Genomic DNA, 26,523 nt, shown 5'->3' with positions numbered 1-26,523 from the left:
AAGCTAAACCAGACCGATCAGCTGACCGGCTCGACGCTCTCGCCGGGCGCCCGGCCACTCACCCGTTCGGCCTCAAGGGCGCTCTGCAGGATCACCACGGCGGCCGCCTGGTCGATCACCGAGCGGCCCTTCTTGGAGCTGCGCCCGGAGGCGCGCAGCCCCTGGGCGGCGGTGACCGTGGTCATCCGCTCGTCCACCAGCCGTACGCCGACCGGCGCGAGCAGCGCGGCCAGCCGCCCGGCGTACGCGCGGACCTTGGCCGCGGCCGGGCCCTCCTTGCCGCTCAGCGAGCGGGGCAGGCCGACCACGACCTCGATCGCGTCGTACTCCTCGACGATCTCCTTGATCCGCGCCTGGGAGCGGCCCCCGGCGGGGACCGTCTCCACGGGCGTCGCGATCAGCCCGTCGGGGTCGCAGGACGCGACCCCGATCCGGGCGTCGCCGACGTCGACGGCGATCCGCCGGCCCCGGCGGAAGACCTTCTCCTCCTCGCCGAACATCAGGCCGAGCGCTCCGCGACCAGGGCGCGGACGGCGGCCACGGCCTCGTCCACGGCGGCCGGGTTGGTGCCGCCGCCCTGGGCGACGTCGTCCTTGCCGCCACCGCCGCCGCCGAGGGTCTTGGCGGCGACGCGGACCAGCTCACCGGCCTTGACGCCGCGGGCGCGAGCGTCCTCGTTGGTGGCGATCACGGTCAGCGGGCGGTCACCCGTGACGGTGAACGCGGCGACCACGGCCGGCCGGCTGCCCAGGCGGGACCGCACGTCCAGGACCAGCTTGCGCAGGTCGTCGGCGCCGGTGCCGTCCGGGACCCGGGCGGCGACCAGGGCGATGCCGTGGACGTCCTCCGCGGCGGAGACCAGACCGGCGGCAGCCGCCAGGACCTTCTCGGCCCGGAAGCGCTCGATCTCCTTCTCGGCGTCCTTGAGCTTGGTGAGCATGCCCGAGATCTTCTCCGGCAGCTCCTCCGGGCGGCCCTTGACCAGCTCGGTGAGCTGGGAGACCACCGTGTGCTCACGAGCCAGGAAGCGGTAGGCGTCCACGCCCACCAGGGCCTCGACACGGCGCACACCGGCACCGATCGAGGACTCGCCGAGCAGCTTCACCAGGCCCAGCTGGGCGGTGTTGCCGACGTGGGTACCACCGCAGAGCTCCTTGGAGAAGTCGCCGATGGTGACGACGCGCACGGCGTCGCCGTACTTCTCGCCGAACATCGCGATGGCACCCTGCTTGCGGGCCTCGTCCATGGTCATCACCTCGGCGGTGACGTCCAGCTCACGGGCCAGCACCTCGTTGATCTTCTGCTCCACGTCGACCAGCACGGAGCCGGGGACGGCCGTCGGCGAGCCGAAGTCGAAGCGGAAGCGGCCCGGGGCGTTCTCGGACCCGGCCTGGGCGGCGGTGGGGCCGAGCGCGTCGCGCAGCGCCTGGTGGGTCAGGTGGGTGGCGCTGTGGGCACGGGAGACCGCGCGGCGGCGCTCGATGTCGATGCTCGCGTACGCGGACGAGCCGAGCACGACCTCGCCGAACAGCACCGAGCCGGAGTGCACGGTGACACCGGGCACCGGCTGCTGGACGTCGCGGATCTCGACGACGGCGCCCGAGTCCATCCGGATGCGGCCGGTGTCGGCGAGCTGGCCGCCGCCCTCGGCGTAGAACGGCGTGCGGTCGAGGATGATCTCGATCTCGTCGCCCTCGGTCGCGGCCGGTGCCGGGGCACCGTCCACCAGCAAGCCGACCACGGTCGACTCGCTCTCGAGGTTGTTGTAGCCGGTGAAGACGGTCGCGCCGGACTTGTCGGCGACCTCGCGGTACGCGGAGACGTCCGCGTGGCCCATCTTCTTGGCCTTGGCGTCGGCCTTGGCGCGGTCCCGCTGCTCCTTCATGAGGCGGCGGAAGCCGGCCTCGTCCACCAGCAGGCCCTGCTCGGCGGCCATCTCCAGGGTGAGGTCGATGGGGAAGCCGTAGGTGTCGTGCAGCTGGAAGGCCTTGTCACCGGAGAGCACCGCGCTGCCGGACTGCTTGGCCTCGGTGACGGCGGTGTCCAGCAGGGTGGTGCCGGTGCGCAGGGTCTGCAGGAAGGAGACCTCCTCCGCGGCCGCGACGGTCTCGATGCGCTTGCGCTCCTCGACCAGCACCGGGTACTGCGGGCCCATCGCCTTGATGGTGACGTCGGTGAGGTCACGGGCGACCGGCTCGGTGGCGCCCAGCAGGCGCATGTTGCGGATGGCGCGGCGCAGGATGCGGCGCAGCACGTAGCCGCGGCCCTCGTTGCCCGGGGTCACGCCGTCGCCGATCAGCATGATCGCGGTGCGGATGTGGTCGGTGACCACGCGCAGCGAGACGTCGGCCTTGTGGTCGGCGCCGTAGGTGTGACCGGTGAGCTCGGCGGCCCGGTCGAGGATCAGGCGGCTGGTGTCGATCTCGAAGAGGTTGTCGACGCCCTGCAGGATCGCGGCGAGGCGCTCCAGGCCGAGGCCTGTGTCGATGTTCCGGCTCGGCAGGTCGCCGAGGATCTCGAAGCCGTCCTTGCCGTCACCGTGGCCGCGCTCGTACTGCATGAAGACCAGGTTCCAGATCTCCAGGTAGCGCTCGCCGTTGACCGCCGGGCCGCCCTCCTCGCCGTAGGCGGGGCCGCGGTCGTAGTTGATCTCGGAGCACGGGCCGCACGGGCCCGGGACGCCCATCGACCAGAAGTTGTCCTTCATGCCCAGCCGCTGGATGCGCTCGGAGGGCACGCCGATGACGTCGCGCCAGATCTTCTCGGCCTCGTCGTCGTCCTGGTAGACGGTGATCCAGAGCTTCTCCTTCTCCAGGCCGTAGCCACCGTCCGCGACGGGAGTGGTGAGCAGCTCCCACGCGTACTTGATGGCCCCTTCCTTGAAGTAGTCGCCGAAGGAGAAGTTGCCGCACATCTGGAAGAAGGACCCGTGGCGGGTGGTCTTGCCGACCTCTTCGATGTCCAGGGTGCGGACGCACTTCTGCACGCTGGTGGCGCGCGTGAACGGCGGCTTGACCTCGCCCAGGAAGTACGGCTTGAAGGGCACCATGCCGGCGTTGACCAGCAGCAGGGTGGGGTCGTCGGCGACCAGGGACGCCGACGGAACGACGGTGTGTCCGCGCTCCTCGAAGAAGCGCAGCCAGCGGCGGCGGATCTCTGCCGACTCCATCAGTGGTCCTTCCGGTTGGGGGTGCTGCCCGGCAGCTCGTCGAGCGGGCGGGGCATGGGTTGAATGGCTTGTGCCGTACGAGCCGTACGACGGGGCGAAGGCAGGGCGGCCGCCGGCGAGCCGGGGGCCGCCGAGATAGCTCGGTGCTCGGGCTCGCGCCGCAGCGCTCTGCGGCGCGGCGGCTCGACCACGGCGGTGCCGTCCAGTCCGAGGTCCGTACGCAGCTGCTCCTCGCGCTCGGCCATCCCCGCACGTACGTCGGCGGCGAACCGCTTGGCCGCGTCGCCGAGGTGCAGGGCGCCACGGGCGGCGGTGCCTGACAGGCTGTCGGGGGTGAGCCGGTGGACGGCCTCGTTGGCCTTGTTCATGGCCCAGACGGTGGCGCCGGCGCCGACCGCCATCCAGAAGATGCGACGCACCATGGTCAGCCCCTCACGGCTCGCCGGACACGGGAGAGCAGTCCGCCGCGCGGCGCGGCGGCCGCCCGGACCTCGGCCCGGATCAGCCGGGCCAGTTCCTCGCGCTCGCCCGCCTGCTGCGGGAGCGTCAGACCGGCCTGCTGCCTGCCGACGGCCTTGCGCACGCCGTAGCTGAAGGCCGCGACCTTGACCAGCGGACCGCCGATGGTGGCGGCGACGGTGGAGGAGAGGGCGTTGGCGTTGGCGGCGGCGTCCTGGACGTTGGCGGTGATCTCGTCCACCCGCTCCAGCTGCTCGTTGGCGCTGCGCACGGCTGCGCCCGCGTCGACCAGCAGCGGCACGGCCTGCTCGGTGACGGCGGAGACCAGGACGGTGGCCTCCTTGAGCACCTTCGAGAGCCGGACCAGCACCACGGCGAGCAGGGTGACCAGGACCGCCCAGAAGACGGCCACCAACAGGCCGGCCAGCTCTCCCACGGACACCTTGCGCGCTCCCTCGCCTTGCCACTTCCTCAGAGGGGAACCCTACCGTGACCACGCCGACTTTCCTGACCGGATATCCGGCTCGGCCCAGGGAAGAACCGGTGGCGGGCGAGTCGGCAGCGGCCCGCGCGGACGGCCTGGTGGGCGAGGCTCGCGCGTAACCGACCGGTCGGTCAGCTCGTTGGACCGATCGGCCCGGTTCCGACGGGCCTGACGAGGGTTTCGGGCCGTAGAGCGACGGGGGCGACGGTGTCCAGCGAGTCGGCAGCATCCGGACGGCAGGACGCGGAGCCCGGGCCGCAGCCGGCGAAGGCCGTCCGGCTCCCCGCCGAGGTGAGCAGCTTCATCGGCCGCCGCGAGGAACTCGCCACGCTGGCCCGGCTGCTGGTGAGGTCCAGGCTGGTCACGGTCACCGGCCCCGGCGGGGTGGGCAAGAGCCGGCTCGCCCTGCGGGCCGCCGCCGAGGCCGACGGCGGCTTCCCCGACGGCGTCCGGCTGGTCGAGGTGGCCGCCGTCCAGGAGCCGATGCTGCTCGGGCACGCCGTACTCGAAGCCCTGCGCCTGACCGACTCGACCGCGCGACCGCCGCTGGACGTGCTGGTGGAGCAGCTCGCCGACCGGGAGCTGCTGATCGTGCTGGACGGCTGCGAGCACCTGGTGGAGGCCTGCGCCGAGCTGGTCGACACGCTGCTGCGGGCGGCACCGGGCCTGCGGGTCCTGGCCACCAGCCGGGAGTCCCTGCAGTCGGCCGGCGAGCACCTGCTGCCGGTCGCCCCGCTGCCCGTCACCGCGCCGGCCGGGAGCGGCCCGGCGGACGCCGTGGCGCTCTTCGCCGACCGCGCGGCGGCGGTGCTGCCCGGCTTCGAGCTGACCGAGCGGAACGCCGAGGAGGTGGCACTGCTCTGCCGTCGCCTGGACGGCATCCCGCTGGCCGTGGAGCTGGCCGCGGGCCGCCTGCGCGCGCTCTCGGTGGAGCAGATCACCCTCCGCCTCGACGACCGCTTCCGCCTGCTGACCGGCGGCTCCCGCAGCGCCCTGCTGCGGCATCAGACCCTGCGCACCACAATCGGCTGGAGTCACGAACTCTGCACGCTGCAGGAACGTTTGCTCTGGGCTCGCCTCTCCGTCTTCGCCGGCAGCTTCGATCTCGAGGCCGCCCAGTACGTCTGCGCCGGCGACGGCATCGACGCGGAGGAGATGCTGGACCTGATCGGCGAGCTGGTCGGCAAATCCGTGGTGATGCGGGAGGAGAGCGGCTTCGGCGTCCGCTTCCGGATGCTCGACACCCTGCGCGAGTACGGCGGCCACTGGCTCCGCTCCACCGGGGAGGACCACCGGCTGCGCCGCCGCCACCGCGACTGGTACCTCGGCGTGGCCACCTGGGGCGAGGTCGAGTGGTTCGGCCCCCGGCAGGCGGAGACCGCCGAGCGCACCCGGCTCGCCCACCCCAACCTCCGGGCGGCGCTGGAGTTCTGCCTGGCCGAGCCGGGCGAGGAACAGATCGCCCTGCTGATGGCCGGCACGCTCTGGTTCTACTGGGTCGGCTCCGGCCACCTCGGCGAGGGCCGGCACTGGCTGGACCGGGCGCTCGCACTGGACCCCGAGCCGACCGAGGCCCGCGCCAAGGCCCTCTGGGTGACCGGTTACATGGCCACCCTGCAGGGCGACCTCGCCAGGGCCAGACCCGCACTGGAGGAGTGCCGCCGTCAAGCTCTGGACACCGGCGACGACCGGGCGCTGGCCTACGCGGTGCACCGCCAGGGCTGCGCCGCGCTGATCGGCGACGAGCCGGCGCGCGCCGCCGAGCTGTTCGAGGAGGCGCTCTGGCACTACAACACCATCGGCGAGCTCAACAGCAACGTCCTGATGGCGATGTTCGAGCTCGGCATCGCCTATCTCTTCCAGGGCGAGGCCGAGACCGGCCAGCGCTGGCTGGAGCGCGTCCGCGAGATCTGCGAGGAGCACGGCGAGCAGTGGGCGTACGCCTACGGGCTCTACGCCATGGCGTACTCGAAGTGGCTGGACGGCGAGGTGCGCCCCGCGCGTGCGCACGCCCGCGAGTGCGTACGGCTCAACCACCTCTTCCGCGACCTGCTGGGGATCGTGCTGGCGATGGACGTGCTGGCCCTGCTGGAGACCGAGGGGCCGGACGCGGATCTGCTGGAGGCCCGGGTGCTGCAGGGCGCGGCGCACCGGATCTGGCAGGCCGTGGGCACGCCGTTCTTCGGCTCGCGGACCTTCAACGGGCCGTACCGGGAGTGCGAGGCACGGGCCAGGGCGGGGCTGACCGAGCAGGAGTTCACCGAGGCCTTCGAGCTCGGCGCGGCGCTCGACCTGGAGGCGGCGGTGTCCCGCGCTCTGGGCGGCGACGGCCGTCCGGGCCCCCAGGGCACCGACGGGCTGCCGGGCCCGCGCCCGGTACGGCCCTCACAGGTCCCCGCGCGCTGAGGCCTGCCCGAGCCCGGGCTGCGAGCCAAAGGGCGCGCCGGTGGCGAAAGCGACGAGCGACAAGCGACCGACGAAGGAGGGAGTGCCGGAGCGAGGAACGTCGCCACCGGATCAAGAGCGCCCGGCGGCGAGCCGCCCCAAAAAAGGTGCACCGAGCCCCCGCGGCCACGAAGGCTGCGGGGGCTCGGTGTTGGTAGTGCTGCGGGTCAGCGCGAGTAGTACTCGACGACCAGCTGCTCGTCGCAGATCACGGGGACCTCACGACGCTGCGGGGCACGGTCCAGGCGGAAGGCCAGGGCCTTGAGGTTGACCTCGAGGTACTTCGGGGTCTGACCCTCACCCGCGTAGCCACCCTCACGGGCGACCTGGAACGGGACCTTCTCCTTGCTCCGGTCACGCACGGTGACGACGAAGCCCGGCTTCAGCTGGAACGACGGCTTGTTGACCTTGCCGCCGTTGACCTCGATGTGGCCGTGAACGACCATCTGACGGGCCTGGTAGATGGTCCGGGCGATGCCCGAACGCAGAACCAGCGAGTCGAGACGAGTCTCGAGGTCGGCGATCAGAGCCTCACCGGTCTTGCCACCGGCCTTCTTCGCGCGGTCGAACGCGCGGGCCATCTGCTTCTCGCTGAGGTCGTACTGCGCGCGCAGACGCTGCTTCTCGGTCAGACGGACCTTGTAGTCAGAGTTCTGCTTGCGCCCACGGCCGTGCTGGCCGGGCGGGTACGGGCGGGCCTCGAAGTACTTGACGGACTTCGGGGTCAGCGGAATACCCAGCGCACGGGCAATCTTGACCTTGGGGCGCTTCTGGTTCGCCATGAACCAAACCTCTCTTGCTTTGCGAATACGGCTTCACCAGGTGTTGACGGAGGTCGCTCCTCGCGATCCGGAGAAAAACCACCCCTAGGGGTGATCAGCCGCTCTCCGGACCGGGCACAGTGTGCTTGCACACGAGTGGCCCACCGCCGTGAGGTGGTGGGCTGCCCGCGACACCGAAATCGGTGCGCAACGCTCCTGGAAGCCCCCTCGCAGGGGAGCCTCGGGCCGATGCCCCGCTGGTGCGGCCGGTCGGTGGGTTCTCACCCGCCGCCGTCCCGGGACATGGCGCTCAGCAGAAGTATACCTGCCGCTCATTCGCCCTTGAGCTTGCCCCTGGTCCACTCCACGATGTCCGCGTAGCGGGCCTCGGAGCCGTGCCGGGTCGGGTGGTAGTACGCCTTGCCGTGCACCTCGTCGGGCGCGTACTGCTGCGCGGCGATGCCCCCGGGCAGGTCGTGCGGGTACCGGTACCCCTGGCCGTGGCCCAGCTTGCCCGCGCCGCCGTAGTGGGCGTCCCGCAGGTGCGGCGGGAGGGCGCCGGCCAGGCCCTGCCGGACGTCGGCGAGCGCGGCGTCGATGGCCAGGTACGCGGCGTTGGACTTGGGCGCCAGCGCGAGCGCGATGGCCGCCTGGGAGAGGATGATCCGGGCTTCGGGGAAGCCGATCAGGGCGACCGCCTGGGCCGCTGCCACGGCCGTGGTCAGCGCCGTCGGGTCGGCCAGGCCGACGTCCTCGCTGGCGGAGATCATCAGGCGGCGGGCGATGAAGCGCGGGTCCTCCCCCGCCTCGATCATGCGGGCCAGGTAGTGCAGGGTGGCGTCCACATCACTGCCCCGGATCGACTTGATCAGGGCGCTGGCCACGTCGTAGTGCTGGTCGCCGTCCTTGTCGTAGCGCACGGCGGCCTGGTTGACGGCCGTCTCGGTGGTGGCGAGGGTAACGGCCTCCTCGCCCTTCTCCAGCGCTGCCCCGGCCGCCGCCTCCAGGGTGGTCAGGGCCCGACGCGCGTCCCCGCCGGCCAGCCGGACCAGGTGGTCCTCCGCCTCCGGGGAGAGCTCGACGGCCCCGGCGAGGCCGCGCTCGTCGGTCACCGCGCGGCGCAGCAGGGCGCGGACGTCGTCGTCCGTCAGGGACTCGAGGGTCAGCAGCAGCGAGCGGGAGAGCAGCGGGGAGATCACCGAGAAGTACGGGTTCTCGGTGGTGGCGGCGATCAGGGTGACCCAGCGGTTCTCCACGGCAGGCAGCAGCGAGTCCTGCTGGGCCTTGGAGAAGCGGTGGATCTCGTCCAGGAACAGCACCGTCTCGCGGCCCGTCATACCGACCGCGCGCCGGGCGCCGTCGATCACGGCCCGGACTTCCTTGACCCCGGCGGTGATCGCGGAGAGCTCCACGAAGCGGCCCTCGACGGCCTGGCTGATCACATGCGCGAGCGTGGTCTTCCCCGTGCCGGGCGGCCCCCAGAGGATCACCGAACTGGTCGCGGCGGGCCCGCGCGAGCCGGCCACCAGGCGGCGCAGCGGCGAGCCGTCCTTGAGCAGCTGCCGCTGGCCGGCCACCTCGTCCAGGGTGCGCGGGCGCATCCGTACGGCAAGGGGGGCCCGGCCGGGCTCCTTGGCCTGGCGTTCCTCGGCTGCGGCGGTGAAGAGGTCCGGTTCCACGGTCGACAGCGTATGCGAGCCCACCGACAACCTTTGTAGTTCGAATTTGAACCGGATCGGCGTAGGCTGGTCCCCATGTCAAGAAACGCAGTCGTCCGCCGCCTGAACCATGCGGTGCTCTGGATCCGCGACGTCGACCGCTCGGTCGAGTTCTACACCGACGTCTTCGGCTTCCAGGTCGACCATCTGATCCCCGGCCGGGCCGCCTTTCTGAGCTCCCCCGGCAGCCTGAACGACCACGACCTCGGCCTGTTCGCCATCGGCGCCGACGCGCCGGGGCCCGAGCAGGGCCGGGTCGGCCTCTACCACCTGGCCTGGGAGGTCGGCACGCTCGGCGAGCTGGCCGCGCTGGGCCGCAAGCTGACCGAGCGCGGCGCGCTGGTCGGCTCGACCAACCACCTGGTCTCCAAGTCCTTCTACGCCAAGGACCCGGACGGGAACGAGTTCGAGCTGATGTGGCGCGTCCCCCGCGAGGACTGGCCTGCCGCCGACTCCGGCCTGCGGCCCGGCCCGCTCGACCTGACCGAGTCCCTGGAACGCTGGGGCCCGGACCTGGCTACGGGTGCAGCGGCCGGACAGCCGACCTAGCCATGCACCTGCCGTGGTTGCCCTAAGCGCGCATCTCCAGCCTCGCCGCGTGGTCCGGCACGTACTTCTGCAGGTCGCGCGGCGGGCGCTGGTACCCCTTGGAGGGCGGGCGGGGCGGCAGTTCCAGGACGGGCCGCTCGACTTCCCGGTACTCGATGGTCGAGAGCAGGTGGGCGATCATGTTGATCCGGGCCCGCCGCTTGTCGTCGCTCTCCACCACGTTCCACGGCGACTCGGGGACGTCGGTGTAGACGAACATCTCGTCCTTGGCCCGGGAGTACTCCTCCCAGCGGGTGATCGACTCGACGTCCATCGGCGAGAGCTTCCAGCGCCGCAGCGGATCCTCGAGGCGGGAGCGGAAACGGCGCTCCTGCTCCTCCAGGCTGACGGAGAACCAGTACTTGCGCAGCACGATCCCCGCCTCGATCAGCATCCGCTCGTAGTTCGGGCACTGGTGCAGGAACTGCCAGTACTCCTCCGGGGTGCAGAAGCCCATCACCTTCTCCACGCCGGCCCGGTTGTACCAGCTACGGTCGAAGAGCACGATCTCGCCGGCCGCCGGCAGCTGCTCCACGTACCGCTGGAAGTACCACTGCCCGCGCTGCCGCTCGGTCGGCACCGGCAGGGCGGCGATCCGGGCGACGCGCGGATTCAGATACTCCGTCACCCGCTTGATGGAGCCGCCCTTGCCCGCCGCGTCCCGGCCCTCGAAGACCACCACCAGCCGTACGCCTTCGGTGCGCACCCACTCCTGCAGCTTCACCAGCTCGGCCTGCAGGCGCAGCAGTTCCTTCTCGTACGGCTTCTTGGGGAGTCGCCCAGGCTCGGCCGCCACTCTGCCCTCCGCTCACGGGGTGGTGATGACCACTCACGCTAAGGCCGAACGTCGCCGGGCGCAGGTCGGGGCAGGCCGCGAAAGGGCGGTGCTGCACCGGCGGCCCCCTGTTCCGCCGGTACAGACTCCGCCATGGCGGGTGATCAACTCTGCCGCAGCCCCGCCCCTCGCGTCCAATAGCCCGTCCCATAACCTTCGGGCATGGACATCGACACCCGCCTGCTGCGCTACTTCACGGTGGTCTGCGAGGAGGGCCAGCTCACCGCGGCGGCGGCCCGGCTGTTCATCACCCAGCCGACGCTGACCAAGCAGATCCGGCAGCTGGAGGCGCAGCTCGGGGTCCAGCTCTTCCAGCGCTCGCGCTCGGGCGTGACGCCGACCCCGGCGGGCAACGCGCTGGCCGGCCATGCCGCCGCGCTGCTGGAGAGCTGGGACGGCGCGCTGCGGGCCACCCGGCAGGCGGCGACGGAGGCGGGCGGCACCCTGCGGGTGGGCTTCGAGGGCAGCACCATCAACCTGGTGGGGCTGCGGACGATGGAGGAGTTCGCCCGGCGGATGCCCGGCTGGCAGGTCCAGATGCGGCAGAACAACTGGTTCGACGCCACGTCAGGACTGGCCTCCGGTGACATCGACCTGGCCCTGTGGCACGCACCGGCGGCCATGGCGGAGGAGTTCGGTACGGCGCAGCTGGGCATCGAGGAGCGCTGGGCGGCGCTCTCCGTCGAGCACCCGCTGGCGGCCCGCGAGTCCTTGGACTTCGAGGAGCTGCTGGACGAGCCGTTCGTCGTCATCCCGGTGGAGGCGGGCCACTGGCGCGACTACTGGTCGGGCGCCGAGGAGCGCGGGGGCCGGCCGGTGAGGATCGGCGCGGTGGCGCACAACGCGGACGAGTGGCTCGCGGCGGTGGCCTGCGGGCAGGGCATCGGCTTCGCTCCCGAGTCCATGAACCGGCTGGCCTCCCGGCCCGACGTGGCCTACCGGCCGGTGCGCGGGCTGAGCCCCAGTCAGGTCGGGCTCTACTGGCTCCGGGAGCGGCCGTTGACGCCCGCGATGGCGGCGTTCATCCGCAGCTGCCGGGCCACCGTCGGGATCGGGCCCGCGGGTCAGACGGCGTCGAACGGCGCCGGGTAGCGGCACAGGCCGCGCGGCCCGCCGTCGTACGCGGCCAACGGCAGCGCCTGGAAGTGCTCGTCACGGACCTGGAACGGCCCGGTGACCTCGTGTTCGGAGGCCGGGGTGAAGCCGAACCGGCCGTAGTAGCCCGGGTCCCCGAGCACCACCACCAGCCGCTCCCCCGCCTCGTCGGCGGCGGCGATTGCGGCGCGTACCAGCAACTGGCCGACGCCCTTGCGCTGCCACTCGGGCGCGACGGCCACCGGGGCGAGTGCCACCGCCCACTCCGCGCCGACCTGAAGGCGCGTCAGCAGGGCGTGGCCGATGACCAGTCCGCGTTCGTCGACGGCCACCACCGACAGCTCGGGCAGCCAGGCCGGGTCGCGGCGCAGCGCGTCCACCAGGTCGGCCTCGTCCGGCCCGGGGAAGGCCGCCATGTGCACCCGTCTGGTCGCGGGCACGTCCGTGGGGAGCTCAACTCTGGTGCTGACGGTCATGGTTGTTCCTTCTGTGTCACACGCCGTTGTGGACGGGCTCCGGCCCGGCGCGAGTCGGTGAACTCGCACCGGGCCGGGGCCGCGAAGGTGCATGGTACTGATCCGGCGTCAGGCCTCAGTCGTGGTCTCCGACTTCGCCTCTTCGCGGATCTTGGGCTGGGCGTCCACACCGGCCTCGCGGCGCTGGGCCGGGGTGATCGGGGTCGGGGCTCCGGTCAGCGGGTCACCGCCGGTCGAGGTCTTCGGGAACGCGATGACGTCCCGGATGGTGTCGTACCCGCCGAGCAGGGTGACGATGCGGTCCAGGCCGAAGGCGACACCACCGTGCGGCGGCGGGCCGTAGTTGAAGGCGTCCAGCAGGAAGCCGAACTGCGAGGCGGCCTCCTCCTCGGAGAGGCCGATCGCGTCGAACGCCCGCTTCTGCACGTCGCGCTGGTGGATACGGATCGAACCGCCGCCCAGCTCCGAGCCGTTGAGCACCAGGTCGTACGCGTTGGAGAGCGCGCTGCCCGGGTCGGTGTCGAAGGTCGCGAGCGACTCGGCGGTCGGGGCGGTGAAGGGGTGGTGCACCGCGTGCCAGCCCTGGAACTCGCCCTTGTCGTCCTCGATCGGCTCGAACATCGGGAAGTCGACCACCCAGAGGAAGGCCCACTGCGACTCGTCGATCAGGTTGCAGCGGCGGCCGATCTCCAGGCGGGCGGCACCGAGCAGCTCCTGCGACGGGGTCTTCTTGCCCGCCGCGAAGAAGATCGCGTCGCCGTTCTTGGCGCCCGCGGCGGCGGCGAGGCCGGCCAGGTGCTCGTCGGAGAGGTTCTTGGCGACCGGGCCGCGCAGCTCGCCGGTGTCGGCGTCGATGACCACGTAGGCCAGGCCGCGCGCGCCGCGCGCCTTGGCCCACTCCTGCCAGGCGTCGAGGGCCTTGCGGGGCTGCGAGGCACCGCCGGGCATCACGACGGCGCCGACGTACGGGGCCTGGAAGACGCGGAACTCGGTGCCCTTGAAGTACTGGGTGAGGTCGGTGAGTTCCTGGCCGAAGCGGACGTCCGGCTTGTCGGAGCCGTAGCGGTTCATCGCGTCCGCGTAGGTCATCCGGGGCAGCGGGTTGGGCAGCTCGTAGCCGTGCACCTCGGACCAGATCCGGGAGACGACCTTCTCGCCGAGGGCGAGGATGTCCTCCTGGTCGACGAAGGAGGCCTCGATGTCCAGCTGGGTGAACTCCGGCTGGCGGTCGGCGCGGAAGTCCTCGTCACGGAAGCAGCGGGCGATCTGGTAGTAGCGCTCCATGCCGGCCACCATCAGCAGCTGCTTGAACAGCTGGGGCGACTGCGGCAGGGCGTACCAGTGACCGGGCTGCAGGCGGACGGGGACCAGGAAGTCGCGGGCGCCCTCGGGGGTGGAGCGGGTGAGGTACGGCGTCTCGATGTCGAGGAAGTCGTTCTCCTCCATCACCGTACGGATGATGTGGTTCACCTTGGAGCGCAGGCGCAGCGCGCGGGCCGGGCCCTCGCGGCGCAGGTCCAGGTAGCGGTAGCGGAGGCGGACCTCCTCGTTGACCGTGCCCGGCTCGTACTCGGCGACCTGGAAGGGCAGCGGCGCGGCCTCGGAGAGCACCTCGATCGCGCTCACGACGACCTCGACCTTGCCGGTCGGGATGTCGGGGTTCTCGTTGCCCTCGGGGCGGACGCGGACGTCACCGGTGACCTTGACGCAGTACTCGGCGCGCAGGCCGTGCACCGAGTCGAGGTCGCGGACCACGATCTGCACGGTGCCGGAGGCGTCGCGCAGGTCGATGAAGGCCACGCCGCCGTGGTCGCGGCGGCGGGCGACCCAGCCGGCCAGGGTGACGGTCGTTCCGGCGTGCTCCGCGCGGAGCGTGCCCGCGTCGTGCGTGCGGATCACAGCTGCTTCTCCTTCAGGGTGGTGACGAGTGCTTCGAGGGCGACGGGGGTCTGCTCGCCGGTGGTCATGTCCTTCAGCTGGACGACACCGGCGGCGAGATCTCGGTCCCCGGCGACCAGCGCGAAGCGGGCGCCGGAACGGTCGGCGGACTTCATGGCGTTCTTGATGCCCTTGACGCCGAAGGCGAGGTCGGTGGCGACGCCGGCCCGGCGCAGCTCGATCACCTTCGCGAACAGGACGTTCTTGGCCTCCTCGCCGAGCGCCACCGCGTAGACCGAGGTGGTCGCGGGCAGGTCGAGGACGATGCCCTCGGCCTCCATGGCGAGGTAGGTGCGGTCGACGCCGAGGCCCCAGCCGACGGACGGCAGGGCGGGGCCGCCGAGCATCTCGGAGAGGCCGTCGTAGCGGCCGCCGCCGCCGATGGCGGACTGGGCGCCGAGGCCGTTGTGCACGAACTCGAAGGTGGTGCGGGTGTAGTAGTCCAGCCCGCGCACCAGCTTGGGGTCGTCCGTGAAGGCCACGCCGGCGGCCGTGAGCAGGTCGCGGACCTGCTCGTCGTACGCCTTGCAGTCCTCGCAGAGGTAGTCGCGCAGCCGCGGGGCGTCGGTGAGCTGGACCTGGACGTTCTCGCGCTTGTCGTCCAGGACGCGCAGCGGGTTGATCTCGGCGCGGCGGCGGGTGTCCTCGTCCAGCACCAGGCCGGTGAGGAACTCCTGCAGGGCGGCGCGGTAGACCGGGCGGCACTGCTTGTCGCCGAGGCTGTTGATGAGCAGGGTGTAGTTGCTGAGGCCCAGGGAGCGGAAGGCGTCATCGGCCAGGATGATCAGCTCGGCGTCCAGCGCCGGGTCCTCGGCGCCGATCGCCTCGGCGCCGACCTGGGCGAACTGGCGGTAGCGGCCGGCCTGCGGGCGCTCGTAGCGGTAGAACGAGCCCGAGTACCAGAGCTTGACCGGCAGGTTGCCGAGCTTGTGCAGGTTGGCCTGGAGCGCGGCGCGGACCACAGAGGCGGTGCCCTCGGGGCGCAGCGCGAGGTCCTCCTTGCCGCGCTTGGTGAGGGAGAACATCTCCTTGGTGACGATGTCGGTGGACTCGCCGACACCTCGGGAGAAGAGCTTGATGTCCTCGAAGACCGGCGTCTCGATGTAGCCGTAGCCGGCCCGGCGCAGCGGCGCGGCCAGGCGCTCGCGGATCGCCAGGAAGGTCGCGGAGCTCGGCGGCAGCAGGTCGTAGGTGCCCTTGGGGGCGGTGAAGATGCTCAACTTCTCTATCCGTCACATTCCTCGTCGCGGGGCGGCCGGAGCGCCGAGCGCTCCCGCCGCCTGCATGAGGTAGGGGTTGGTGGCGCGCTCACGGCCGATGGTGGTCTGTCCGCCGTGGCCGGAGAGGACCACGGTGGCGTCGTCGAGGGGCAGGCACACGCGGGCCAGCGACTGCATGATCGCCTTGCTGTCACCGCCCGGGAGGTCCGTACGCCCGATGGAGCCGGCGAAGAGCAGGTCGCCCGAGAACAGCACCGGTGGGATGTCGTTGCTCGAAGGCGTCCTGAAGGTCACCGACCCCTTGGTATGGCCGGGCGCATGGTCGACGGTGAGCTCGAGCCCGGCCAGCTCCAGCACGCTGCCGTCCTTCAACTCCCGGACGTCGTCCGGCTCGCCGACGGTGAGGGAGCCCATGAGCTGCTGTCCGAGCGAGCGGCCGAGTGCCCGCTCGGGGTCGGACATCATGTAGCGGTCCTCGGGGTGGATCCAGGCCGGGACGCCCTGCGCACCGCAGACCGGCATGACCGAGGCGATGTGGTCGATGTGCCCGTGCGTGAGGACCACCGCGACCGGCTTCAACCGGTGCTCGCGGATCAGGTCCTCGACCCCCTGCGTCGCCTCGTGCCCCGGATCGACGATCACGCACTCCTCACCGGCAGCCGGTGCGACCAGGTAGCAGTTGGTGCCCCAGGCTCCGGCGGGAAATCCGGCGATGAACACGCGAATCCTCTAGGCGATCGATGGCGGAAATTCAGGTCTCCCCGCAGCCTACCGGCGGTACGGCACCGGTAGCGAACCAGATACGGGCGAGTCCGCCGCCACCCGGACCGGTGAAATCGTGACCTCCGACTTTCACGGCTGATCTCGTACTTACACGCGAGGTCCCTACACTTGGCCGCCAGCGGGTGCGATGATCCGCATCAGCATTCCCAGACGTCCAGCGCACAACGTAGGAGACACTGCCGGTGGGCACGACTGAACAGCGGCGGCGGCAGCTCGCCCGCGAGAAGTACGAGCGGCAGATGCAGCGCCGGGCCGAGGCCCAGAAGAAGGCCAGGCGCCGTAACGTCATCATCGGCGGCTCACTGGCCGTCGTCGTCCTTGCAGCCGGTGGCGCGTGGGCGGGCGCGGGCGGAGCCTTCGATTCCGAGGACAAGTCCAAGAACAGCCCCCAGGCCGCGCCCACCCCGTCGGCGGCCGTCACGCCGGTGAAGGGCTGCAGCGCGCCCGCCGCCGGCCAGCCGAACGGCAAGCAGTGGAAGGCCGAGCCGGCCATGACGGTCGACGCCAAGGCCCAGTACACCGCGACGCTGGACACCAGCTGCGGCAAGGTGACGATCGAGCTGGACGCCGCCAAGGCGCCGCACACCGTCAACTCCTTCGCCTTCCTCTCGGGTGAGAAGTACTTCGACCACGTGAAGTGCCACCGCCTGACCACCGAGGGCATCTACGTCCTGCAGTGCGGCGACCCGACGGGTACCGGCTCCGGCGGCCCCGGCTACCAGTTCGCGGACGAGAACCTGACGGGTGCCACCTACCCGGCGGGCACCGTCGCCATGGCGAACGCCGGTGCGGGCACCAACGGCAGCCAGTTCTTCCTGGTCTACAAGGACACCCAGCTGCCCCCGAACTACACCCCGTTCGGCAAGATCACCGGCGGTCTGGACGTCCTCCAGAACATCGCCGGCGGCGGTGTCCAGGGTGGCGGCGGCGACGGCGCGCCCAACGCCGGCGTCGTCCTCAACTCGGTTGCCACCGTCAAGAGTTGATCCCGTACGGCGCTGCGGCCCTGGCAGGTCCCACCGGCCCGGCCGCAGCGCCGCGCGAATCCGCCCGGCCCGGATGCGGACAGCACCGACGCTGGTCGCCTATCTTGCTGTTGTATAGGGTGCCCTGACCGTCGGCCGTCACCCTCGGCATTGACTCGACGGCTCGGACGGCGGACTCCATCGGTCCGCCGCACATCAACTGTGGACGACGAACGCGCACCGCGGGTCCGTGGGCGCGACGTCATGTGGAGGAGGCGCTGTGAGCAGCGACCCGTGGGGCCGTGTCGACGAGCAGGGGACCGTCTACGTCAGGACTGCCGAGGGCGAACGCGTCGTCGGCTCCTGGCAGGCAGGCTCCCCCGAGGAGGCCCTCGCCTACTTCGAGCGCAAGTACGAGGGTCTGGTGGCCGAGATCGGCCTGCTGGAGCACCGCGTCCGCAAGACCGACCTGGCCGCCAAGGACGCCCAGACCGCGCTCGACCACCTGCGCGCGCAGGTCGTCGAGGCGCACGCGGTCGGCGACCTGGACGCCCTCGCCAAGCGTCTCGACACGCTGAGCTCCGAGATCGAGTCCCGTCAGGTCGAGCGCCGGGCAGCCCGCGCCAAGGCCCAGGACGAGACCCGCACCGCCAAGGAGAAGCTGGTCGCCGAGGCCGAGCAGCTCGCCGAGTCCACCCAGTGGCGGGAGGCCGGTGACCGGCTGCGCGCGCTGGTGGACATCTGGAAGGGCCTGCCCCGACTGGACCGCAAGAGCGACGACGAGCTCTGGCACCGCTTCTCGCACGCCCGCTCGGTGTTCTCCAAGCACCGCAAGGCGCACTTCGCGACCCTGGACGCCGAGCGCGACCACGCCCGCGAGGCCAAGGAGAAGCTGGTCGCCGAGGCGGAGTCGCTCTCCAGCTCCACCGAGTGGGGCGACACCGCCGCCCGCTACCGCGACCTGATGACGCAGTGGAAGGCCGCCGGCCGCGCCCAGCGGGACGCGGAGGAGGAGCTGTGGGCCCGGTTCCGGGGCGCGCAGGACGTCTTCTTCCAGGCCCGCTCCGCCGCGTTCAGCGAGCGGGACGCCGAGCAGACCGAGAACCAGAAGCTCAAGGAGGCCCTGCTGGTCGAGGCGGAGGCGATCCTTCCGATCACCGACCTCAAGGCCGCCAAGGCCGCGCTGCGCGACATCAGCGAGCGCTGGGAGGCGATCGGCCACGTGCCGCGCGACGCCCGGCCCCGGCTGGACGCCCGGCTGAACACCGTCGAGCGGGCCATCCGCGAGGCGGAGGACGCCGAGTGGAAGCGCTCCAACCCGGAGGCCAAGGCCCGTGCGGCCGGCATGACCGGCCTGCTGCAGTCCGCCGTGGACAAGCTCCAGGGCGAGCTGGACAAGGCCCGTGCCGCCGGCAACGCTAGCAAGGTCGCCAAGCTGGAGGCCGAGCTGGCGGGCCGTCAGGCCCTTCTGGACCAGGCCCTGAAGAGCCTCGAGGAGTTCAGCGGCTGATCCCGTCGGCCTCAGCCCCGAAAGCCCCCCACCGCCTCGGCGGTGGGGGGCTTTTCAGCGCCTGGTCACTCAGAGGCACTCGGGCGACCACATGGGCGCGGGGAACTGCGCGAGACCGGGAGGCAGCGGCCTGCAGCCCCCGCTTCGCGCAGTTTCCCCGCGCCCCTGGTGGTTACCCCGTTGCCTACTGGCTACTTTCGCGCCGAGGTCACCCGGTAGACGTCGTAGACGCCCTCAACACCGCGGACCGCCTTGAGCACGTGGCCGAGGTGCTTCGGATCGCCCATCTCGAAGGTGAAGCGGCTCATCGCCACCCGGTCGCGCGAGGTCTGCACCGCCGCCGACAGGATGTTGACGTGCTGGTCGGAGAGCACCCGGGTGACGTCCGAGAGCAGGCGCGAGCGGTCCAGCGCCTCGACCTGGATGGCCACCAGGAAGACCGAGGACTGGGTGGCCGCCCACTCGACCTCGATCATCCGCTCGGGCTGCTGGGTCAGCGACTCCACGTTGACGCAGTCCGCGCGGTGGATGGACACGCCGTTGCCGCGGGTCACGAAACCGACGATCGGATCGCCCGGCACCGGGGTGCAGCAGCGGGAGAGCTTGACCCAGACGTCGTCCACGCCCTTGACGATCACACCCGGATCGCCCTTCGCCCGGCGCCTGGCCGCCCGGCCCTGGTGGGTCGGGGTGGCCGTCTCGGCGAGGTCGTCGGTGGCCCCCTCCTCGCCGCCGAGCGCCTGCACCAGCTTCTGGACGATGTTCGCCGCGGCGACATGGCCCTCGCCGATCGCCGCGTACAGGGACGAGATGTCCGGGTAGCGCATCTCGTGCGCCAGGGTGACCAGCGAGTCGCCGGTGAGGATGCGCTGGATCGGCAGGCCCTGCTTGCGCATCGCCCGGGCGATGGCCTCCTTGCCGTGCTCGATCGCCTCCTCGCGGCGCTCCTTGGAGAACCACGCCTTGATCTTGTTGCGGGCTCGCGGGGACTTGACGAAGCCCAGCCAGTCGCGGGACGGTCCCGCGTTCTCCGCCTTGGAGGTGAACACCTCGACGGCGTCGCCGTTCTCCAGCGTCGACTCGAGCGGTACCAGCCGGCCGTTGACCCGGGCGCCGATGCAGCGGTACCCGACCTCGGTGTGCACCGCGAAGGCGAAGTCGACCGGGGTGGCGCCCGCCGGGAGCGCTATGACGTCGCCCTTGGGCGTGAAGACGAAGACCTCGTTGGTGGAGAGGTCGAAGCGCAGCGACTCTAGGAACTCGCTCGGGTCCTCGGTCTCCTTCTGCCAGTCCAGCAGCTGCCGCAGCCAGGCCATCTCGTTGACCGCACCGGCCTTGTCGTCCTTGCGGACGTGCGAGGGCGTGTCACTGCGGACCTTGGAGGCGCCGGCCACCGCGCGCTGCTTGTACTTCCAGTGGGCAGCGATGCCGTACTCGGCGCGGCGGTGCATGTCGAAGGTGCGGATCTGCAGCTCGACCGGCTTGCCGCCGGGGCCGATCACCGTCGTGTGCAGCGACTGGTACATGTTGAACTTGGGCATGGCGATGTAGTCCTTGAACCGCCCCGGCACCGGGTTCCACCGCGCGTGGATGGTGCCCAGCGCCGCGTAGCAGTCGCGGACGGTGTCGACCAGGACCCTTATGCCCACCAGGTCGTAGATCTCGGCGAAGTCGCGGCCCCGCACGATCATCTTCTGGTAGACGGAGTAGTAGTGCTTCGGCCGGCCGGTCACGGAGGCGGTGATCCGCGCGCCGCGCAGGTCGCCCTGCACCTGGTCGATGACGGTCGCCAGGTACTCGTCCCGCTTGGGCGCGCGCTCGGCGACCAGGCGGACGATCTCGTCGTACATCTTGGGGTAGAGGATCGCGAAGGCGAGGTCCTCCAGCTCCCACTTGATGGTGTTCATGCCCAGCCGGTGCGCCAGCGGGGCGTAGATCTCGAGCGTCTCGCGGGCCTTCTTCTCCTGCTTCTCCCGCTTGAGGTAGCGCATGGTGCGCATGTTGTGCAGGCGGTCGGCCAGCTTGATCACCAGGACGCGCGGGTCCTTGGCCATCGCCACGACCATCTTGCGGACGGTCTCGGCCTGCGCGGCCTCGCCGAACTTGACCCGGTCCAGCTTGGTCACGCCGTCGACCAGCAGGGCCACCGAGTCGCCGAAGTCCCGGCGCAGGGTCTCCAGGCCGTAGTCGGTGTCCTCGACGGTGTCGTGCAGCAGCCCGGCCATCAGGGTCGGGGCGTCCATCCCCAGCTCGGCCAGGATGGTGGCCACGGCCAGCGGGTGGGTGATGTACGGGTCACCGCTCTTGCGCTTCTGGCCGCGGTGCCACTTCTCGGCGACCGCGTACGCCCGCTCGATGTCGCGCAGCAGTGCGGGGTCGGCCTTCGGATCCTGGGCCCGGATGGTGCGGAACAACGGCTCCAGCACCGGGTTGACCATGGTGCTGCGCTGGCCGCCGAGCCGCGCGAGCCGCGCGCGCATGCCACCGGAGGAGGAGGGACGAGGCGCTGAGGGCGGCGGACCGGGACGTACCGGAGTGGCCCCCGAGGGCGTCGGCCGGCTGTCGGGGGTGGCGGCCTCGGCCGTGGGCACAACCTCGTCGGGCAAGGACACTCCTCGGGGCACGGTGCCTTCCCCTCGCACAACGGGGAAGGGATGAATCTTCATGGTACCGAGCCCGCGGCCCTCTCAGCGCGACCGGTCGGCCCAAGGGGGACGGACAGGGGCGCGGGGCTCTGTTCGGAACAGAGCCCCGCGCCCCGGAAGAGCTACCGGATCAGACCAGGACCAGCGTCTCCAGCGGAGCGCCGTCCAGGTGCTCGGCCAGCCGCTCCCGGCCGGTGAGGAATCCCAGCTCCATCAGAACGACCACCCCGGCGAGCTCCGCGCCGGCCCGGCGGACCAGGTCCAGCGAGGCGCCGATGGTGCCGCCGGTGGCCAGCACGTCGTCGACCACCAGGACCCGCTCACCCGGGGTGAAGGCGTCGCACTGCACCTCCAGCGTGGCAGAGCCGTACTCGAGGTCGTACGACTGCCGGTGCACCTCGCCCGGCAGCTTGCCCTCCTTGCGGATCGGCACGAAGCCGAGCCCGGCCGCGAACGCCGCCGGTGCCGCCAGGACGAACCCCCGTGCCTCCAGACCGACCACCTTGGTGGCGCCGAGCGCCTTCGCCCGGTCCGCCAGGGCCCGGGTGAGTGCCCCGAAAGCCTCGGCGTCGGCGAGCAGCGGGGCGATGTCCTTGAACAGGACACCCGGCTTCGGGTAGTCCGGGACGTCGCGGATCCTGCTGTTCAGCAGCTCGGCCAGGGCGGGGTCGGCGGAGGTCACGAGGGGTTCCTTCGGGTGTGGGTGGTCAGTGCTTGCCCGACGGACGGCCCTTGGAACGGGACCGGCTGACGGGCTGGTTGCGCTGTCCGACCATACCCGCAGGGAGGTCGTCGTCCCCGCCGTCGGCCTCGGCGTCCTGAGGGGCCTCGGCCGCAGCCTTGGCCTCGGCCGCACGGCGCTGCGCGACCCGCTTGGCCAGCGCCTTCATCTCCGGCTGCTGCTCCTTGAGCTGCGCGAACAGCGGCGTGGCCACGCAGATCGAGGAGTACGCGCCGGCCGTGAGGCCGATGAAGAGCGCGAGCGAGATGTCGTTCAGGGTGCCGGCGCCGAGCAGGCCGCCGCCGATGAACAGCAGTGCGGCGACCGGCAGCAGCGCCACGACCGTGGTGTTGATGGACCGCACCAGGGTCTGGTTGAGGCCCGCGTTGGCGGCCTCGCTGTAGGTGCGCTTGTTCTGCTTGGTGATGCCCCGGGTGTTCTCCTTCACGGTGTCGAAGACGACGACCGTGTCGTAGAGCGAGTAGCCGAGGATGGTCAGGAAGCCGATCACGGTACCCGGGGTGACCTCGAAGCCGACCAGGGCGTAGACGCCGATGGTGATCAGGAGGTCGTGGATCAGCGCCACCAGGGCGGCGACCGCCATTCGCCACTCGAAGGCGATGGCCAGGTAGACCGTCACCAGGACCATGAAGATGACCAGGCCGAGCAGCGCCTTCTGGGAGATCTCATGGCCCCAGCTGGGGCCGACCACCTGGGCGTTGATCTGGTTGGCCGGGACCTTCAGGTCGGTCGAGAGCTCCTGGATGAAGGTGCTCGCGGGGATCTTGTCCTCGGAGCTGACCTGGATCTTGATCGCGCCCTTGTCGGTCTTCTGGACCAGGGCGGTGGAGTCGTGGGTGATCTTGTTGGCGGAGTCCTGTGCCTGGGAGACCGTCAGACCGGGCTTGGTGACGGTGTAGACCGAGCCGCCCTTGAACTCGATGCCCAGGTGCAGGCCCATCGCCAGGCCGATCGCCGCGAGCAGCACGATCGCGCCGGAGATGCTGTACCAGAGCTTGCGCCGGCCGACGAAGTCGAAGCTGACCTCGCCCTGGTAGAGACGGTGGCCGAGATTGCCGAAGCGTGACATGGCGTCAGGCCTCCTTCGCGGCAGCAGTGGCGGGGGTGCGGCGACGGCTGCCGCGGATCGGCGGGCGGGCGCCCAGTCGCTCCGGGTCCAGGCCGGACCACTTGTGGCCGTCCGCGAAGAACTTGCGGCGGGCCAGCAGCGTGATCAGCGGCTTGGTGAACAGGAAGATCACCACGATGTCGAGCAGCGTGGTCAGGCCGAGGGTGAAGGCGAAGCCCTGCACCTTGCCGACCGAGACCAGGTAGAGCACCGCGGCACAGAGGAAGGACACGAAGTCCGAGACCAGGATGGTGCGGCGGGCGCGCGGCCAGGCGCGCTGGACGGCCGGGCGCAGCGGGGCGCCTTCGCGGACCTCGTCGCGGATGCGCTCGAAGTACACGATGAACGAGTCGGCGGTGATACCGATCGCGACGATCGCACCGCAGACGGCCGGGAGGTTCAGCGCGAAGCCGATGCCCGCGCCGAGCAGGCACATGATGGCGTAGGTGAGGGCCGCCGAGACGATCAGACCGGCGATCGAGACCAGGCCGAGGCCGCGGTAGTAGACCAGCGAGTAGATGACCACCAGGAGGAGGCCGATCGCACCCGCGATCAGGCCGGCCTGCAGCTGGTCGCCACCGAGCTGCGCGGAGACCGTGCTGACGTCGCTCTGCTCGAAGGTGAGCGGCAGGGCGCCGTAGCTCAGCACGTTCGCGAGGCCCTTGGCCTCGGTCTGCGAGAAGCTGCCGGAGATGGTCGCCGAGCCGCCGGTGATCGACTGGCTGACGTAGGGGTGGGAGACCACCTTGCCGTCCAGGACGATGGCGAACTGGTTGGCCGGGGAGGCCTGGGTGGCGAGCTTGCCGGTGGTGGCGGCGAAGGCCTTGGAGCCGGTGTCGTCGAAGGACAGGTCGACCTGCCAGCCGGCACCGCGCTGGGTGTCGATGATGGCCTGGGCCTTGGAGACGTCCGAGCCCTGGACTGCCACCGGGCCGAGCGCGAACTTGTACCAGATGCCCTGCTCACCGTCGTAGCTGCAGGCCACGGTGTTCTTGGCGGCGTCGGTCTGGTAGTCCAGGCGCTTGGTCTGGTCCGAGCAGTCCAGTGCGGCGAACTGCTGCTGCAGCTCGGCCGGGACGGTGCCCTGGGTGAGCGCGGCCGAGATGTCGGCGGGGGTGGTCGGCGTGGCGGCGGCACTCGGGGCGGCGCTCGGGGCGGCCGAGCCGCTCGGCGCGGTGGAGGCGCTCGCGGAGGCCGTCGGGTCGGCCTTGAGGGCGTCGGTGACGGCGCGGCCGGCCTTGCTGGCGCTGCTGCTCGGGGTGGCGGAGGCGCCACCGGTGGCGCTCGCCGACGGCGAGGCGCCGGAGCCCGCGGAGCTGCTGGGGCTGGCCGACGGGGTGGTGGCCTTCACGCCCGTGGGGGCGAGGGCCAGCACCGGACGGAAGTAGAGCTTGGCAGTCGTGCCGACCTGGTCGATCGCGGCCTGCCGGTCACCGCCGTTGGGGATGTTGACGATGATGGTGTTGTTGCCCTGGGTCTGCACCTCCGCCTCGGAGACGCCCATGCCGTTGACACGCTTCTGGATGATCGCGACCGCGGTGTCCATGTTGGCCTTGTTGATGGCCTTGGGGTCATCCGACTTGGCGGTCAGCGTGATGCTGGTGCCACCGGCGAGGTCGATCCCGAGACGCGGCGTGGTGTGGCCCGTCCCGAACATGAGGGCGACCAGTCCGACGGTGACCACCAGGATGAGGGCCAGCGCCCGTCCCGGGTAACCGTCGCGCGGGCGCGACTTGGGTGTTGCCACCTTGCTCGTTTCTCCCTGTCCATGCCACCGCCCGCCGGACCCCTGTCCGGCTTGTGGCGGGACAGGGGCGAAGAACGCGCGGCGGCCCTGAGGTCCTGTGGGCTTGCGGCTGAGTGCCGCTCGGCCGGGTGTGCCCGACCGTACTACTTGCTCGCGGGAGCCTCGCCGTCGGTACCGCCGTTGTCCGACACGTCCTTCTTGTCGGAGCCCGCCTTGTCCAGGCTGAGCGGCTGCTCGACGGCCGGCTCGTCCTCCACGGCGTCGAGCTCGGACAGCTCGGGCTCGTCCGGGCGCCCGTTGATGATCGCGTCGTACTCCTGCGGGTCGAGGACGGCGGCGATGGCGCTCTTGGTGTAGTGCGTGACCACACCCGGCGCGATCTCCAGCTCGACGGTCTCCTCGTTGACCGACTTCACCAGCGCGTACATACCGCCGATGGTGCGCACCCCGGAGCCGGGCTCCATCGCCGAGCGCATCTGCGTGGCCTGCTCCTGTCGCTTCTTGTTCGACCGGAACAGCATGAAGAGCACGGCGATCATGATGAGGGGAAGAAGGAGGTTAAACACAGCAGCAGGGTCCTTTACGGGCCGCCCGGGCGGGCGGCCAGTGGTGGTCGTCGGCCCGTCAGGTGAGAGGGGCGGTCCGGCGGAGTCTAGGGGACCCGCACTGATCGGACAACGCCAAGCATGCCAGTCTGCCGCCGAAAGTGGCGACCCTCTGCCTGCACAGTTTCCTCAGGAGCCCGCCGCCCCTCCGAACAGATCGGGCTGGGCGGGCACCGCACCGCGCACGGGCTGGACCGGCGGGGTGAGACCGAGGTGCTGCCAGGCGGCCGCGGTGGCGATCCGGCCGCGCGGCGTACGGGCGAGCAGGCCCTCGCGGACCAGGAAGGGCTCCGCGACCTCCTCGACGGTCTCGGCCTCCTCCCCCACCGCGACGGCCAGCGTCGACAGGCCCACCGGGCCTCCGCCGAAGAGGCGCAGCAGGGCGTCGAGCACCGCCCGGTCCAGCCGGTCGAGGCCACGGGCGTCGACCTCGTACACCTTCAGCGCCTGCGCGGCGATCTCCCGGGTGACCACGCCGTCGTGCCTGACCTGGGCGTAGTCGCGGACCCGGCGCAGCAGACGGTTGGCGATACGCGGCGTGCCCCGGGAGCGGCCGGCGATCTCGCCGGCGCCGGCCGGGTCGATCTCGACGTCCAGCAGGGAGGCGGAGCGGTGCACGACGCGCTCGAGCTCGGCGGGGGCGTAGAACTCCATGTGCCCGGTGAAGCCGAAGCGGTCGCGCAGCGGCGGGGGCAGCAGCCCGGCCCGGGTGGTGGCACCGACCAGCGTGAACGGCGGCAGCTCCAGCGGGATGGCGGTGGCACCGGGGCCCTTGCCGACGATCACGTCGACCCGGAAGTCCTCCATCGCCATGTAGAGCATCTCCTCGGCGGGCCGGGACATCCGGTGGATCTCGTCGAGGAAGAGCACCTCTCCCTCGGTGAGCGAGGAGAGGATCGCCGCGAGGTCGCCGGCGTGCTGGATGGCCGGGCCCGAGGTGATCCGGATCGGGGCGTTCATCTCGGCCGCGATGATCATGGAGAGGGTCGTCTTGCCCAGCCCGGGCGGACCGCTGAGCAGTACGTGGTCGGGCGTGGCACCGCGCTTGCGGGCCGCCTGGAGGACCAGTGAGAGCTGCTCGCGGACGCGCTCCTGCCCGATGAACTCGTCCAGCAGCTTGGGGCGCAGCGCCGCCTCGACCGCCTGGTCCTCGCCGTCGGCGGCCGCCGTGACGAGGCGGTCGGCGGGATCGGAGTCGTACGGGCTCATCGGGGCTGGCTCCTGGGGGCT

General features: G+C 71.2%; 22 protein-coding genes. 5 read left to right on the top strand and 17 right to left on the bottom strand.

The window, feature by feature from the left end; translation table 11 throughout:
- Nucleotides 1–17 precede the first annotated feature (17 nt).
- Genes ruvX through FB465_RS30335 form a run of 4 tightly spaced genes read right to left on the bottom strand, consistent with a single transcriptional unit; the run spans nt 18 to nt 4,070 of the window.
- A complete protein-coding gene (gene ruvX, locus FB465_RS30350; RefSeq protein WP_145795689.1) occupies nt 18–500 on the bottom strand; it encodes a Holliday junction resolvase RuvX in 483 nt (160 codons plus the stop codon).
- Nucleotides 500–3,169, bottom strand: a complete 2,670-nt coding sequence (gene alaS, locus FB465_RS30345; RefSeq protein WP_145795687.1) for an alanine--tRNA ligase — start codon at nt 3,167–3,169, stop codon at nt 500–502. Before alaS ends, ruvX begins: the two co-directional genes overlap by 1 nt.
- Nucleotides 3,169–3,591: a DUF6167 family protein gene (locus FB465_RS30340; protein ID WP_145795686.1), complete on the bottom strand. Its 423-nt coding sequence runs from the start codon at nt 3,589–3,591 to the stop codon at nt 3,169–3,171. Before FB465_RS30340 ends, alaS begins: the two co-directional genes overlap by 1 nt.
- Nucleotides 3,592–3,593: 2 nt before the next feature.
- Nucleotides 3,594–4,070, bottom strand: a complete 477-nt coding sequence (locus FB465_RS30335) for a DUF948 domain-containing protein (RefSeq protein ID WP_145795684.1) — start codon at nt 4,068–4,070, stop codon at nt 3,594–3,596.
- A 249-nt stretch (nt 4,071–4,319) separates the two neighbouring features.
- On the opposite strand from FB465_RS30335, the gene FB465_RS30330 reads away from it, so the two are divergent.
- A complete protein-coding gene (locus tag FB465_RS30330; RefSeq protein ID WP_246192927.1) occupies nt 4,320–6,518 on the top strand; it encodes an ATP-binding protein in 2,199 nt (732 codons plus the stop codon).
- A 206-nt stretch (nt 6,519–6,724) separates the two neighbouring features.
- Here the strand turns inward: FB465_RS30330 and rpsD are convergent, their stop codons facing one another.
- Together rpsD and FB465_RS30320 are read right to left on the bottom strand one after the other, a co-directional pair.
- Nucleotides 6,725–7,339 (bottom strand): 30S ribosomal protein S4, encoded by a 615-nt coding sequence (rpsD, locus tag FB465_RS30325; protein ID WP_145795682.1) that lies wholly within the window; start codon nt 7,337–7,339, stop codon nt 6,725–6,727.
- Between the two features lie 311 nt (nt 7,340–7,650).
- Complete coding sequence (locus FB465_RS30320; RefSeq protein WP_145795680.1) at nt 7,651–8,997, bottom strand: replication-associated recombination protein A; 1,347 nt, start codon at nt 8,995–8,997, stop codon at nt 7,651–7,653.
- Nucleotides 8,998–9,072: 75 nt separating this feature from the next.
- Here FB465_RS30320 and FB465_RS30315 point away from each other — a divergent pair, with 75 nt between their 5' ends.
- Nucleotides 9,073–9,585 (top strand): VOC family protein, encoded by a 513-nt coding sequence (locus tag FB465_RS30315; RefSeq protein WP_145795678.1) that lies wholly within the window; start codon nt 9,073–9,075, stop codon nt 9,583–9,585.
- A gap of 22 nt (nt 9,586–9,607) precedes the next feature.
- Here FB465_RS30315 and ppk2 read toward each other — a convergent pair whose 3' ends face one another.
- On the bottom strand, nt 9,608–10,420 hold the full coding sequence (gene ppk2 / locus FB465_RS30310; RefSeq protein ID WP_145795676.1) for a polyphosphate kinase 2: 813 nt from the start codon (nt 10,418–10,420) through the stop codon (nt 9,608–9,610).
- A gap of 201 nt (nt 10,421–10,621) precedes the next feature.
- Between ppk2 and FB465_RS30305 the strand changes: the two genes are divergently transcribed.
- Entirely contained in the window at nt 10,622–11,551 is a 930-nt protein-coding gene (locus FB465_RS30305) for a LysR family transcriptional regulator (RefSeq protein WP_145795674.1), read from the top strand.
- On the opposite strand, the gene FB465_RS30300 is transcribed toward FB465_RS30305, so the two are convergent.
- The 4 genes from FB465_RS30300 to FB465_RS30285 all read right to left on the bottom strand — a co-directional run bounded on the left by FB465_RS30300 (nt 11,524) and on the right by FB465_RS30285 (nt 15,908).
- Nucleotides 11,524–12,030, bottom strand: coding sequence for a GNAT family N-acetyltransferase (locus tag FB465_RS30300; RefSeq protein WP_145795673.1), 507 nt, complete (start codon nt 12,028–12,030; stop codon nt 11,524–11,526). The genes FB465_RS30305 and FB465_RS30300 overlap by 28 nt on opposite strands.
- Nucleotides 12,031–12,138: 108 nt before the next feature.
- Nucleotides 12,139–13,929 (bottom strand): aspartate--tRNA ligase, encoded by a 1,791-nt coding sequence (gene aspS, locus FB465_RS30295; protein ID WP_145795671.1) that lies wholly within the window; start codon nt 13,927–13,929, stop codon nt 12,139–12,141.
- Complete coding sequence (gene hisS, locus FB465_RS30290) at nt 13,926–15,188, bottom strand: histidine--tRNA ligase (protein ID WP_145795669.1); 1,263 nt, start codon at nt 15,186–15,188, stop codon at nt 13,926–13,928. Before hisS ends, aspS begins: the two co-directional genes overlap by 4 nt.
- Nucleotides 15,189–15,200: 12 nt before the next feature.
- Nucleotides 15,201–15,908 carry an MBL fold metallo-hydrolase gene (locus tag FB465_RS30285; RefSeq protein ID WP_145795667.1) on the bottom strand — a complete coding sequence of 236 codons (708 nt, stop codon included), beginning with the start codon at nt 15,906–15,908 and terminating at the stop codon, nt 15,201–15,203.
- 245 nt (nt 15,909–16,153) lie between these two features.
- On the opposite strand from FB465_RS30285, the gene FB465_RS30280 reads away from it, so the two are divergent.
- Together FB465_RS30280 and FB465_RS30275 are read left to right on the top strand one after the other, a co-directional pair.
- Complete coding sequence (locus FB465_RS30280; protein WP_145795665.1) at nt 16,154–16,957, top strand: peptidylprolyl isomerase; 804 nt, start codon at nt 16,154–16,156, stop codon at nt 16,955–16,957.
- A gap of 259 nt (nt 16,958–17,216) precedes the next feature.
- The gene (locus FB465_RS30275) at nt 17,217–18,446 is read left to right on the top strand and encodes a DUF349 domain-containing protein (protein WP_145795664.1); all 1,230 of its coding nucleotides are present in this window, start codon (nt 17,217–17,219) and stop codon (nt 18,444–18,446) included.
- Nucleotides 18,447–18,637: 191 nt separating this feature from the next.
- Here FB465_RS30275 and FB465_RS30270 read toward each other — a convergent pair whose 3' ends face one another.
- The 6 genes from FB465_RS30270 to ruvB form a co-directional block, all read right to left on the bottom strand.
- Nucleotides 18,638–21,052, bottom strand: coding sequence for a RelA/SpoT family protein (locus tag FB465_RS30270; protein WP_145795662.1), 2,415 nt, complete (start codon nt 21,050–21,052; stop codon nt 18,638–18,640).
- A 169-nt stretch (nt 21,053–21,221) separates the two neighbouring features.
- A complete protein-coding gene (locus tag FB465_RS30265; protein ID WP_145795661.1) occupies nt 21,222–21,773 on the bottom strand; it encodes an adenine phosphoribosyltransferase in 552 nt (183 codons plus the stop codon).
- 25 nt (nt 21,774–21,798) lie between these two features.
- Nucleotides 21,799–22,902, bottom strand: coding sequence for a protein translocase subunit SecF (secF, locus tag FB465_RS30260; protein WP_145795659.1), 1,104 nt, complete (start codon nt 22,900–22,902; stop codon nt 21,799–21,801).
- 4 nt (nt 22,903–22,906) lie between these two features.
- The gene (gene secD / locus FB465_RS30255; protein ID WP_425461224.1) at nt 22,907–24,688 is read right to left on the bottom strand and encodes a protein translocase subunit SecD; all 1,782 of its coding nucleotides are present in this window, start codon (nt 24,686–24,688) and stop codon (nt 22,907–22,909) included.
- 143 nt (nt 24,689–24,831) lie between these two features.
- Nucleotides 24,832–25,254 (bottom strand): preprotein translocase subunit YajC, encoded by a 423-nt coding sequence (gene yajC, locus FB465_RS30250; RefSeq protein WP_246192925.1) that lies wholly within the window; start codon nt 25,252–25,254, stop codon nt 24,832–24,834.
- 168 nt (nt 25,255–25,422) lie between these two features.
- Nucleotides 25,423–26,502, bottom strand: coding sequence for a Holliday junction branch migration DNA helicase RuvB (gene ruvB / locus FB465_RS30245; protein ID WP_145795657.1), 1,080 nt, complete (start codon nt 26,500–26,502; stop codon nt 25,423–25,425).
- Between the last annotated feature and the right edge of the window lie 21 nt (nt 26,503–26,523).

The organism is Kitasatospora atroaurantiaca (assembly GCF_007828955.1).
Lineage (GTDB): Bacteria > Actinomycetota > Actinomycetes > Streptomycetales > Streptomycetaceae > Kitasatospora > Kitasatospora atroaurantiaca.
The sequence above is the reverse complement of the archived record's forward strand: the minus strand, read 5'-3'. Positions and strand labels throughout refer to the sequence as shown.

What these genes read in the sequence shown, in the direction of transcription:
- rpsD (WP_145795682.1), bottom strand. Translation starts at nt 7,339, where the DNA reads ATGGCGAACCAGAAGCGCCCCAAGGTCAAGATTGCCCGTGCGCTGGGT.
- ruvX (WP_145795689.1), bottom strand. Translation starts at nt 500, where the DNA reads ATGTTCGGCGAGGAGGAGAAGGTCTTCCGCCGGGGCCGGCGGATCGCC.
- ruvB (WP_145795657.1), bottom strand. Translation starts at nt 26,502, where the DNA reads ATGAGCCCGTACGACTCCGATCCCGCCGACCGCCTCGTCACGGCGGCC.
- FB465_RS30305 (WP_145795674.1), top strand. Translation starts at nt 10,622, where the DNA reads ATGGACATCGACACCCGCCTGCTGCGCTACTTCACGGTGGTCTGCGAG.
- alaS (WP_145795687.1), bottom strand. Translation starts at nt 3,169, where the DNA reads ATGGAGTCGGCAGAGATCCGCCGCCGCTGGCTGCGCTTCTTCGAGGAG.
- FB465_RS30315 (WP_145795678.1), top strand. Translation starts at nt 9,073, where the DNA reads ATGTCAAGAAACGCAGTCGTCCGCCGCCTGAACCATGCGGTGCTCTGG.
- FB465_RS30340 (WP_145795686.1), bottom strand. Translation starts at nt 3,591, where the DNA reads ATGGTGCGTCGCATCTTCTGGATGGCGGTCGGCGCCGGCGCCACCGTC.
- secF (WP_145795659.1), bottom strand. Translation starts at nt 22,902, where the DNA reads ATGTCACGCTTCGGCAATCTCGGCCACCGTCTCTACCAGGGCGAGGTC.
- FB465_RS30300 (WP_145795673.1), bottom strand. Translation starts at nt 12,030, where the DNA reads ATGACCGTCAGCACCAGAGTTGAGCTCCCCACGGACGTGCCCGCGACC.